Genomic DNA, 11,655 nt, shown 5'->3' with positions numbered 1-11,655 from the left:
TAGTTTCCCTGCTAGTTTTTAGCTTCATATTGAACGGTTAAAGTTGTTCCACGTTTAATAGTTGTATCAGGTGAAATGCTTTGCTGAGTAACATAGCCGTTTCCATTTTCTTTTACTTTCAACTTAAGAATCTTAGCTAATTGCTGAACATCAGCAGAACTCCATCCAGAAATATCCGGCATTTTATACTCGCCACCAGTATCCAGAATAATGTGTTGATCTGTTAACACTTGTTCATCAGGAGCCGCTGATTGCTGCTTAACTTTCTTGCCAGAACCGACAACGATTACTTGCATTCCCTTAGCTGATAATTCCTTATTGGCATCATCGCTTGATTGCCCAACAATATTTGGCATGGTGATAACCTTTTTCTTGGCTTTTTCCGTAATTTTTTGTTGGCTCAATAACATTTTCATTGTCGGATTAAAGACACTGGCAATTTGTTTAGTTGCTGACTTTTTAAGATTTTGCGGTTGGCGAAGAGTGACGTACATAATGTACTTTGGATCTTTGGCCGGTGCCATCCCTGCAAATGAGTAAAGGTAATTCGTATCACCAGTTAAATAACCATGCGCACCACCAATTTGGGCAGTAGCTGTCTTTCCAGCAATTCGATAACCCTTAATTTGATAATCATGACCAAGGCCCTTTTGATCATAAACCACCCCTTGCATATAACCAAGGACCTTTTTTGCTGTTGATGCTTTTATCGGTTTGCCGACAACTTTAGGTTTTATCTTTTTAATCGTCTTTCCACTATTACCATCAACAACTTTACTTACAATGTAGGGTTTCATCATCTTACCATTATTACCAATCGCACTGAATGCTTGCATCATTTGCATAACATTTACCGTAATTCCCTGCCCAAAAGCAGTATTAGCCTGGGCAAGAGTCCCCTTAAATGAAGTGTAACCATTAACCTCGTTACCCATTCCGACAACATTAACCTTTTTTAACAGGCCAAATCGTTTAATGTACTTCATCCATGTATCAGCTCCCATATCTTGTTCAACATGGGCAAAACCAACGTTACTAGACATATCAAAAGCATCTTTATAGGAAATTATTCCCCAACCAGAACTTGACCAATCAGTGATTTTTCCACCACCCATAGCCCATGTTCCAGAATTAAAGGTCGCATTAGGGTTAAAATGCCCGGTATCAATAGCCGCGGCTAATGACAAAATTTTCATTACCGAGCCAGGTTCATATGCATCCTGAACTAACATGTTTCGCCAAACTGGATTATTTTCCGCATGGAGGGTTGGTCGTTGAGTAGCAGCAATAATTTTACCTGTTTTGGCTTCCATTACCACCGCCGTCATCGAATTAGCATTCGAACTTTTATAAACCTTATTAACTTTATTTTCAAGGAAATGTTGGGTCTGTGAATCAAGAGTAGTGTAAATATTATCACCGTTTACGGCTTTCTTAGTCACCTGCTTAGAATTAGCAATCTGATATCCATAAATATCTTGCTTATCTTTTCTTAACCCATTTGTTCCCGTCAATTGTTTATTAAAATAGCCTTCCAAACCTAATTGTCCAACTAAATTGGTCTCTTCAGTTCCATTATCATTTTTTACTTTAGGGGTTGCCATTCCAATTATTTGAGAAGCAAATTCGCCTTCTGGATATTGACGCGCTGGAGTTGCGATAAAATTAATCCCTGGTAAATGCCGATTCTTAATCTTCTGCATCGTTGAAACAGAAAGATTGCTACCAGCACTTCCAAATTCAACTTGATAGGCTTGTCCCCTTGGTTTAAGTATCTTTTCAATTTGCTTTGGGGTAAGGTCAATATACTGTGATAATACCTTTGCAGTTTTTTGTCGGTCCTTTACGTACAATGGTTTACCGTCCGAAGACTTTTGTGTGCGGTCAAGAACAGCATAGAGGGTATATTTACTCGTATCGGTTGCCAAGGGGTTTCCTTCTGAGTCATAAATATCCCCACGTCGAGCCTGAATAATTCGTTGCTGAGTATAAATTTGCTCAGCCTGCGAGCGTAAGTTAACATGTTGAACATCTTTGTTTATTGCGATATACGCAAAACGAACGATAAATAAGGTGAACAATCCAACCGTGATTAGAAAGAGCCATTTGCCAAAGGTCCCTCGGTTTTCTCTATGTCCCCTATTTTTCGTTCGTTGTGGCTTCTTATTCATTATTTATTAACGTTCCTTACATTTGAATTTTTATCTGATAATCCATATTTATGTGCTGCTGATTTCAAATGCGATTGAGTCGTCAATTCAGCGATTTCTTGCTGCAAACTTGTATTACTACTTTTTGCTTTAGCGATTTGTGTTTGAGTGTCCTGTAAATGTCGTTGTTGATTATTAATACTAATCTTTGTAGAAAGTAAGCTAATCATCAAACATAACGTGACTAAACTTCCTACTGCTACTAAAAATCTTTCAAACTTTGACCATCTAACCGGATTTGGCGAAGTTTGGGGTTGTTGATAGGTCTTTTTTCTTGGTGCTTGCTGTGGTTGCTGCTCTCCCACCAGTTGCCTTGCCGCATTTGAAACCATAATTATGTCACTTTCCTTTTCTAATTTTTTCGATTATCCTCAACTTGGCACTATGCGCACGATGATTTGCTGCTAATTCTTCATCACTAGCTACAATCGGCTTTTTATTAATTAATTTGAAGTCTGGTTCCATTCCCGCTGGAATTATTGGTAATCCTTGCGGAACATCCCCACTTAATGAAGTTTTCTCACGAAACATTGTCTTTACCAACCGATCTTCTAGGGATTGAAAAGTAATAACACTTATTCGTCCGCCCACATCCAGCAAGTCTAATGCCTGCTCTAAAGATTCTTCTAAAGCACCTAATTCATCATTAACTGCTATCCGAATAGCTTGAAAACTTTTTTTAGCTGGATGTCCACCATGACGACGAGCTGCTGCTGGAATTCCCTCTTTAATCACATCAACTAATTCAAAGGTCGTCTTGATTGGTGCTATTTTTCGACGTTGTTCAATTTTTCTAGCAATTGATTTGGCAAACTTTTCTTCTCCATATCGGTAAAGGATCTTAACGAGACGTTCATACGGCCATTCGTTAACAACTTCCATTGCCGACAGTTTTTGATCTTGATTCATTCGCATATCTAAGGGTGCATCATGCTGATAACTAAAACCTCTTTTAGCATCATCGAATTGTGGAGAAGAAACACCTAAATCATATAAAATTCCATCAACATGTTTTACATGATAGCTATTCAATTCTGTTTTTAAGTTCCGGAAATTATCTTCAACTAGTGTTAATTTTTGCTGCTTTATTGCTGTTTTTAAGTGTTCTTTATTGTAATCAATTGCAGTCTGATCCTGATCAAATGAATATAAGTGGCCATCGACGAGCTGTTGCAAAATAGCTTGTGTATGCCCACCACCACCTAATGTTGCATCAACGTAGGTGCCTGTTGGTTGCACATTTAATCCTGCTACGGCCTCCTTTAAAAGTACCGTTACATGTTTAAATTCTGCCATCAACTAAACCCTCCATTAAAATTCAATATTAAGATCTTCAGCAATTTCATCAAAATTATCAGCCGTTTCACTGGTAAATTTATTCCACCGTTCATCACTCCAGATTTCTAAACGATTGGAAACCCCAACGATTACACACTTTTTTTCAAGTGAAGCATGAGCTCGTAAGGTTATCGGAATATTAATCCGTCCTTGTTTATCAATTTCGCAATCTGTCGCAGCAGAATATAAAAAGCGCACAAATGCCCGTGCATCACGCTTCGTCAACGGGAGTGCCTTTAGCTTATGTTCTAAAAGCTCCCATTCATTTAATGGATATCCAAACAAACATCCATCTAACCCCCGAGTAACAATGAAGTGATCCCCCAATTGTTCTCGAAATTTGGCAGGAATAATTAGTCGCCCTTTCGAATCAATAGTGTGTGTAAATTCTCCCATTAACACAACTAATATCCCCCTTACCACGTTATAGGTCAAGTCTACCACAATCCCCCACTTCTCACCACGTAATTTTGTGAATTTTACCAAAAAGTAACAGACAAAAAAGTGAGCGGAAAATTAATTCTCCAACTCACTCCAATATTTTTATATTAACGGTAACCATGGTGTAATAATTAAGCTACTAATATATATAATTAAAGCATAATATGCCGAATACCGCCAAAATACTGGCCAGTAACGGCGATAAATGAATTCATGATTATGAATAATTTGTAAAGCAATTAATAAAAGAGCTAGAATCATCCATAAAGCAATTGGATAGGCTGGCCAATAAAATCCCATATTAAAGATTATAAGGATCCATAGAATAATCGTCCATCCCCACCATAAATACTTTGCTCTTTTAGGGTGATGAAATATTCGTAGTAATAGTCGTTCTACTACCCCAATCACTAACAATAAAATAATCTCTAAAATTATAACCTGAATACTAACCGTCAACCTTTTCAATTCCCTTCTCTTCAGATTAAGTAATTTAAGTTTAACATAATCTCAAACTAGATTTGAAAAAGACATTAAAGATGCGGTACACTACTATTATTGATAAAAATGGAAGGATGGTTAATAATGCAGCGAAAAAAGAAAACGCGTTTCCAAAAAATTACCATGTTTGCTATTTGGCTAATGTTAATTGCAATGCTTGGTTCTTTAATCTTTGGAGCAGTTGCATCCTTAAACTTAATTTAGCCTATTAAACATCCATGTAGTCGGAAAAAGAGGAAACAGACTAAGCCAAAATGGTGATTCGCACTGCACCTGGACGGGCGGATTATCATTTTAACTTATCTCAAGCCTTGTGGCGCCGCAAAAGTAGTTCCACGTTATCTTGCAATTGTTCGTGAAAATAGTAGAGGCTGGAAAAATTTTTAATTTTTCCAGCCTCTTTTTATTCTATTCCTCACTTTTTTGCTTATAAACTTCGCGTGGCTTCGATCCATTAGCTGGTCCAATAAATCCACGTTGTTCCATATCATCAATAATTCTTGCTGCACGATTATAGCCAATTCTAAACCGACGCTGAATTAGTGAAGTTGATGCTTTTTGTTGGTCAACCACAAAATCTAATGCTTCGGGAAATAATTCATCTTCCTCCTCAGCCTGTTCTTCTTGCTCAATTTCGTTGTCAGTTACCACCATATTATCGTCATACTCCGCGGTCCGCTCATTCTTGATAAAGTCTACTACTGATTCAACATCATGGTCAGAAATAAATGCACCTTGAATCCGGATTGGTTTATTTTGATCTATAGGTTCAAATAACATATCTCCGCGACCAAGAAGTTTTTCTGCACCATTAGTATCGATAATGGTTCGCGAATCAACCCCACTAGAAACAGCGAAGGCAATTCGAGAAGGAACATTAGCCTTAATAAGACCTGTAATAACATCCACTGAAGGACGCTGGGTTGCTAAAATCATATGAATACCAGCAGCCCGTCCCATTTGTGCAATCCGAACAATTGCATCTTCAACATCATGAGAAACTGTCATCATTAAGTCCGCTAATTCATCAACAATAACTAAAATCAATGGTAAGTTAGCTTGGATTTCATCAGGATGGTCATCATTTTGTTGTTTAACTAATTTATTATAGCCATCCAGGTTGCGAACACCGAATTTAGCAAATAATTCATAACGCCGCTCCATTTCTGCAACAACTTTTCCTAGTGCCCGGGCTGCCTTTTTGGGTTCAGAAACTACCGGACTGAGAAGATGAGGAATACCATTATAAACACTTAATTCAACCTTTTTAGGATCAATCATTAACATCTTTACTTGATGCGGTTTAGCCTTTAATAAAGTGCTTGTAATGATAACATTGATTGCAACAGACTTACCACTACCCGTTGCCCCAGCAATAAGCAAATGTGGCATCTTAGTTAGATCAGCCATTTTTATATCACCAGTTACACTGCGGCCAAGCGGAACTTCCATTGGATTATCATTACTAGGAGCACTTTCTATCATATCGCGAAAGCCAACCGTTGCGATTTGCTGATTTGGAACTTCAATTCCAATTAATGATTTCCCTGGAATTGGCGCTTCAATCCGGATATCTTTAGCAGCGAGTGCAAGGGCCAAATCATCTGCCAAATGGGTTATTCGGCTGACTTTTACTCCTACTGCTGGGCGTAACTCATATTTGGTAACGGAAGGACCCAAATTAACATTTTCAACTGTTGCATCCACCCCAAATGATTTTAGGGTTTGCTGAAGCGTTTTGGTATTCTTTTTAATATTATTCAAATCTTCTTGCTGGTCCGTAGCCTGTACTTGACTTAACAAGCTAACTGGTGGCAATTGGTAATCATTATCTTCTTTAGCATCAATTCCTGCAAGTTTAATTTCCGTATCGGCAGATTGTTGTGAAGACTGATCATCTTTGTAGTCATTGTGTTTTTCTTCTGGTTGACTTTCACTTGCTACCCTAATAGTTGGTTCAATAGGGTCGGAGGGGGTTGATGAAGAAACTAGCGGTGTTGTCATTGGCGCTGCCGAGTCTTGGTCTGCAAAGAAATCTTTAACCTGTCGGGACGCTTTAGCAAGTGGGACACTAATCGACGGTCCTTCAGTTGTTTTTGGCGCCTGCTCAGTTCTTTTTTTCATTAACTGATCGTGAGCATTAGCCATTGCTGCCCCAGATTTTTTAACCCCAATCCCACATTTTACTAGGAATTCGCGCCATGGTAATGCAAAAAAGATAATAATTCCAACGATGATTAATAACCAGGACAATACCGCTGTTCCAATCTCTGAAATTAAAATATTACTTCCATTATATAAGTAAGCACCAATCATTCCACCACCAACCGGAACAGTTGAATCACCATTAAAAATGACCTTACTAAGACTATTCCAAGTGGTTTCGATTACTTTTGCATGCAAATTCAGACGCTGAAACATTACAGTCTGAAGCCACATTAACAAACCGATGTAAGCAATAATAGTTCCAGCAATCCAACGTTTTTTAAAATGCGGACGATGCCCATATAGTGCAAAACATAATCCATATAGAAATGCAATAATCATCGCAACTGGAAAGGATTCCCCGACAAAAATCTTAAAACAGTTATCGATGAAGGTTCCTAATATTCCTAGATTAAATAGGCCAACTAACATTAAGAGGCAAGCAATTATTCCTAATAGATTATCAATTAATCGATACTGTTGCTTTTTTCCTCTTTGCCGGCGGGATGATGCCCTTTTCCTTCTCGCCATCGCATTATTGCCTCCTTAAGGTTACTTCAATTTATCAAATTCATATTTATGAACTCGGGCTAAATTAGGAAAACTTTGTTGCCGTAATGCTTCATAAATAACAATTGCTGCACTATTCGATAAATTCAGTGCCCGAATATTATTATCATTCTGCGGAATCCGAATAGCATTTTCTGGGTATTTTTGCATAAAACGTTCGGGCAAGCCAGTTGTTTCTTTCCCAAATAAGAAATAATGATCTCCTTCACCAGTATAATCAACATCACTATAATCATGGGTAGCAAACTTAGAAACAATATATAAATGGTTAATATCAGGAATAGTCTTCATAAAAGAAGGTAAGTCCTCGTGATATGTGATCTTTACTTTATCCCAATAATCTAGTCCAGCTCGTTTCATATGTTTATCATCAGTTGAAAATCCTAACGGCTTAATTAAATGTAATTCGGTATTTGTTCCGGCACAAGTTCGCGCAATATTTCCCGTATTCGCTGGAAATAATGGTTCAAATAAGACAATATGGTTTGTCATAATAAAATCTCCTTAATAAAATAAAAAAGCAGGGTCTCGGTGTGGGCACGGCGAAACGCTGCTTTAATGAAGTACTCCTTGATAATTACCAACGAAACACTTATATTCGATGTCAATCATCAAACGATTTCTTATAATAATTTAGCACTAATTTACTAATGTTGCAATAATTAATTAGCTTTTTTCGCAATTAATAAACTTACATCCACCGTAATTGTTTTTAATTGGGTTAATTCTTCTTTAGATAATTTTTTAGCGTTTGCTCCCCAGTGTAAAGGTGTCATTTCCAGCATTGCTTGTTGTAAGCCATCTGGAATTCTAAATTGGTAGGTTACCGTTTCGACCTTGCTTTGAGGATAGTGTTGTTTAAATAATTCTATTACTCGTGAATTATCATAGTGGTAATTACGTTCTCCTGTTTTATATAAGAGGTGACGTAATTCAACTAAGTAGTTAGCGTTAGGAATTACCTTAATAAGGGTCCCCTCTTTCTTTAGAACCCGGTTAAACTCTTGATAATCAGATGGAGAGAACAGCTCTAATATACAATCAAAACTCTCATCATTAAAAGGCAATTTACGTAAATCAGCTACACAAAAAAACGCTTTTAACGGTAACTGAGTAGCAAGCGTTATCCCTGGTTTAGAAATGTCAAAGCCAATCATCGTATCATTATAATTAGCACGAATCGTTTCTAATTGTAATAATGGGGTTCCTTCCCCAGTCCCTACATCTAAGATCTTTAAAGATTTTGAAGGTAAGAATTTACTAATATTTTCAATAATTGGCTTAAATAGGCCTGCATTTAATAACTGGCGTCGAGATTCAAACATTAATCGATCATATTCAGTATTAGCAGCCCCATTGAGAAAGTGAAGATAACCATGCCGATTAAAGTCAAAGCGATGGTTATTTTCGCAAATAATACTGTTTCCTTCGATTCTCTCCATTGGCCATTCACAAACAGGACATTGAAAAAGAGTAAGATTATTTTTTACCATTTCTCGTTGACGTTCAACTTTTTTCAACTTTTCTCCTCCATTAACAACTAAAATCACTAATAATAGTGTATCACAGCTAGAATTACGATGGGCAAATTGCTATTATATAGGTAAGTATTTTCAAAAAGGAGGAAATTACCTTGATTGAACAATTTCTAATTGGAACTTATACTAAAAAAGCAAGTAAAGGAATCTATAAAGTTACCCTCGATACTGACCAAGAAAAAATAACGAATGTTGAACTAGCAATTCCATCTCAAAAGCCAGCTTACTTACAAGTTGGTCAAGATGGTCGTATTTACGCCATTAAACAAGTAGACGACAAAGGGGGGGTGGCCTCCTATTCATTAAGTGACAATAATACTAAGCTGTTAAGCGATGTCTTAGCTGTCGGTGCTCCTCCTGCATATGTCGGTGTTGATAACAAGCGTCACTTACTATTCAGTGCTAATTACCATACTGCAAAAGTAGATGTTTTTAAAATCAATGAAGACGGAACGCTAACCCAAACAGATTCTGTCCTTCATGAAGGAGCAACTGGCCCTGAACCTGAACAAGAAGCACCACATGTCCATTACGCCGACTTAACTCCGGATAATCGTCTAGTTGTATGCGACTTAGGAATGGACCTTGTTGTGGTTTATGATGTCTCTGATGATGGTAAATTAACTGCTGTCTCTCGCTATAAATGTGAAGATGGATTTGGTACTCGCCATATAGCTTTTCATCCAAATGGTAATTACGCTTATCTTTTAGGTGAACTAAGCAGTAAACTAGAAGTATTAAAATATAATAGTAAGGATGCATCATTTAAACACCTTCAAACAATCAAAACGATTCCGACCGACTGGACAGCTCATAATGGAGCAGCCGCTATTCGGATCTCAAGTGACGGTAAATTTGTATATACTTCAAATCGTGGTGAAAATACTATTGCTGTTTTCGAAATCCAACCAGACTTTACCGTTAAACATATTCAATCAATTTCAACGGAGGGAGATTTTCCACGTGATTTTAATCTAAGTCAAGATGAAAATTATCTTTTAGCCTCAAATCAAAACTCTGATAACCTTACTCTTTATAAGCGAAACCCATTAACTGGTAAGTTAACTCTTCTTCAAAAGGATGTTAATTGTCCAGAACCAGTATGTGTAATGAAGTGGAAATAAATTAAATACCAACACAGGGGTTATCTGTAACGTCATTTTTCGACGGAAGCCATCCCCTAGAATTTTTCGCAAGTAACAATGAACCTTCTCTTTGTCGGTAAATGAAGGTCATTGTCATACTGCTATATTAATTCTTGCAGTAAGATGCAACGTTGAGGAGTGCTTAATTAAAATTACTTAGTTTATTTTTTAAAAACTGTGGTGATAATTTCGTAAGCAGTCCGTATTGACACGTTATTAACAGATAAAAAATCCCGGTAGAACCGTCCTTGCTGGCTCTACCGGGATTTCCTATTTGTGACATTCTTCTTGTACGTTTTTACGAACGGGAAAAAAGCTGCCAGATCTTGATAAATACTCTCTGGTAGGTGATCAAACAAGCATTTCAATTAAGTATCACTGAATATTAAGCCGATTTACTTTAGCTGTCTCTCTAGGTTATAGCAGACGGCGTTCGCTTTAACGGCTTCTTCGGTTTTTGCGGATAGACAATTCTTTCCAATTAAGGTTAATAGCCGAATGCTTTACTCAACTAAATTGTTGCTTAACGGTAATTGTCCATTTTTGAATACACGATATACTCGTGCTTTTAACTGAATTGCATTCTGAATTACCTTACACAACTGCCCAATCAGCTGGCTAATGTAATTGTAGAATTTACCCATTGGCGGTTTGACATGGATTTGTCACTGTACTAACTTCTCATTAACCGTTTGATAATTTAACTGGATGAATATGAAAAAGTAAGTACGTGGTAATAAAGCCATTAGCGCTTTACTAGTTACTAATTTATCAATTCCATTTTGCTTAATTACAATGTTTACATTTATAGCTTTGCTCATATAAGTTGGCCTAATATAATTAGAGTTCTTTTAGTCTAGTTTACCGTCGCGACAAAATCTCTTTCCAACGTGAGACATTTTGTGCTCACAATCTGAACAGGCGGTTGTTTCGCTGTTTCTTCGTTGGTCGATGACGTACGACCTTAGTCGTAGTTGTTTTAACTACTTCAGTATTCTCTTGATTCAAGTTCAGATCATTAACTGGATCAAATAGCGATAGTTGTCCATCAGCTACCTGCTCTAAAATTTCAGTTTTTTCAAAAATTATTTCCTACAATTGCTTAATCGTAACTGCTTGTTGTTCAAGTTGTTCTTGAGCTTTCTTCAATGACTCAACCATTGTCTCTCACCTCCGATCTAATAAACTTTTGTTATTAGATCAGAACTAAAACAGTTTAAAAAGAGCTTAGTATAAACTTTCAGGTTTAATTTAAGGGAATTATTATATAACTCCAGTCCTAAGTTCATAGCAACTATCATTGCTAAACTGACAATTCCTTTACGAAGATCTGTCTAACCGCAAATAAGATAAACATGCTTCTTAAATCACTTGTTTTATTTTTGAAAACCGGGGCAATAATTTCATTTTGTTCTATCATACATAAAAATCTCCTATACTGATGATAGTCTCAATATAGGAGATCCGAGGTAGCAAAGGCTAGACGTATTGTTATTGACTGCTTACCTTTTTGGTAAAAAAACTGGTATGAAATTTTCATTCATACCAGAAATTGTATACCTAAAAAAGGATATACACTGTGTTAAACAATGCATATCCTTTTTTACTATCGCGTGGCAACGTCCTATCCTCGCAGGGAGCGATCCCCCAACTACTTTCGGCGTGTTGAAGCTTAACTTCTGTGTTCGGCATGGGTACAGGTGTATC

General features: G+C 37.0%; 10 protein-coding genes and 1 rRNA gene. 2 read left to right on the top strand and 9 right to left on the bottom strand.

What is annotated here, in order from left to right:
* Positions 1-11: 11 nt before the first annotated feature.
* From H5R88_RS04495 to H5R88_RS04475, 5 genes are all read right to left on the bottom strand, one after another.
* The gene (locus H5R88_RS04495) at positions 12-2,171 is read right to left on the bottom strand and encodes a penicillin-binding protein (protein WP_182578180.1); all 2,160 of its coding nucleotides are present in this window, start codon (positions 2,169-2,171) and stop codon (positions 12-14) included.
* The gene (gene ftsL / locus H5R88_RS04490) at positions 2,171-2,542 is read right to left on the bottom strand and encodes a cell division protein FtsL (RefSeq protein WP_182578179.1); all 372 of its coding nucleotides are present in this window, start codon (positions 2,540-2,542) and stop codon (positions 2,171-2,173) included. The genes H5R88_RS04495 and ftsL overlap by 1 nt, the downstream gene beginning before the upstream one ends.
* Positions 2,543-2,549: 7 nt before the next feature.
* The gene (gene rsmH / locus H5R88_RS04485; protein WP_182578178.1) at positions 2,550-3,506 is read right to left on the bottom strand and encodes a 16S rRNA (cytosine(1402)-N(4))-methyltransferase RsmH; all 957 of its coding nucleotides are present in this window, start codon (positions 3,504-3,506) and stop codon (positions 2,550-2,552) included.
* Between the two features lie 15 nt (positions 3,507-3,521).
* On the bottom strand, positions 3,522-3,950 hold the full coding sequence (mraZ, locus tag H5R88_RS04480; protein WP_182578177.1) for a division/cell wall cluster transcriptional repressor MraZ: 429 nt from the start codon (positions 3,948-3,950) through the stop codon (positions 3,522-3,524).
* A gap of 141 nt (positions 3,951-4,091) precedes the next feature.
* A complete protein-coding gene (locus H5R88_RS04475; protein ID WP_259393969.1) occupies positions 4,092-4,448 on the bottom strand; it encodes a hypothetical protein in 357 nt (118 codons plus the stop codon).
* Between the two features lie 126 nt (positions 4,449-4,574).
* Here H5R88_RS04475 and H5R88_RS04470 point away from each other — a divergent pair, with 126 nt between their 5' ends.
* Positions 4,575-4,694, top strand: coding sequence for a DUF4044 domain-containing protein (locus H5R88_RS04470; RefSeq protein ID WP_231795152.1), 120 nt, complete (start codon positions 4,575-4,577; stop codon positions 4,692-4,694).
* A 204-nt stretch (positions 4,695-4,898) separates the two neighbouring features.
* Here H5R88_RS04470 and H5R88_RS04465 read toward each other — a convergent pair whose 3' ends face one another.
* The 3 genes from H5R88_RS04465 to H5R88_RS04455 all read right to left on the bottom strand — a co-directional run bounded on the left by H5R88_RS04465 (position 4,899) and on the right by H5R88_RS04455 (position 8,785).
* Positions 4,899-7,226: an FtsK/SpoIIIE family DNA translocase gene (locus H5R88_RS04465; RefSeq protein WP_182600370.1), complete on the bottom strand. Its 2,328-nt coding sequence runs from the start codon at positions 7,224-7,226 to the stop codon at positions 4,899-4,901.
* Positions 7,227-7,247: 21 nt separating this feature from the next.
* On the bottom strand, positions 7,248-7,757 hold the full coding sequence (trmL, locus tag H5R88_RS04460; RefSeq protein ID WP_182600369.1) for a tRNA (uridine(34)/cytosine(34)/5-carboxymethylaminomethyluridine(34)-2'-O)-methyltransferase TrmL: 510 nt from the start codon (positions 7,755-7,757) through the stop codon (positions 7,248-7,250).
* Between the two features lie 170 nt (positions 7,758-7,927).
* Positions 7,928-8,785 carry a methyltransferase domain-containing protein gene (locus H5R88_RS04455; protein WP_182600368.1) on the bottom strand — a complete coding sequence of 286 codons (858 nt, stop codon included), beginning with the start codon at positions 8,783-8,785 and terminating at the stop codon, positions 7,928-7,930.
* A 113-nt stretch (positions 8,786-8,898) separates the two neighbouring features.
* Between H5R88_RS04455 and H5R88_RS04450 the strand changes: the two genes are divergently transcribed.
* Positions 8,899-9,927, top strand: a complete 1,029-nt coding sequence (locus H5R88_RS04450) for a lactonase family protein (RefSeq protein ID WP_182600367.1) — start codon at positions 8,899-8,901, stop codon at positions 9,925-9,927.
* 1,632 nt (positions 9,928-11,559) lie between these two features.
* On the opposite strand, the gene rrf is transcribed toward H5R88_RS04450, so the two are convergent.
* Positions 11,560-11,655 (bottom strand): 5S ribosomal RNA (gene rrf / locus H5R88_RS04445); the annotation flags it as partial.

The organism is Limosilactobacillus agrestis, assembly GCF_014145585.1.
In the GTDB taxonomy this organism is placed as follows: Bacteria; Bacillota; Bacilli; order Lactobacillales; family Lactobacillaceae; genus Limosilactobacillus; species Limosilactobacillus agrestis.
The sequence above is the reverse complement of the archived record's forward strand: the minus strand, read 5'-3'. Positions and strand labels throughout refer to the sequence as shown.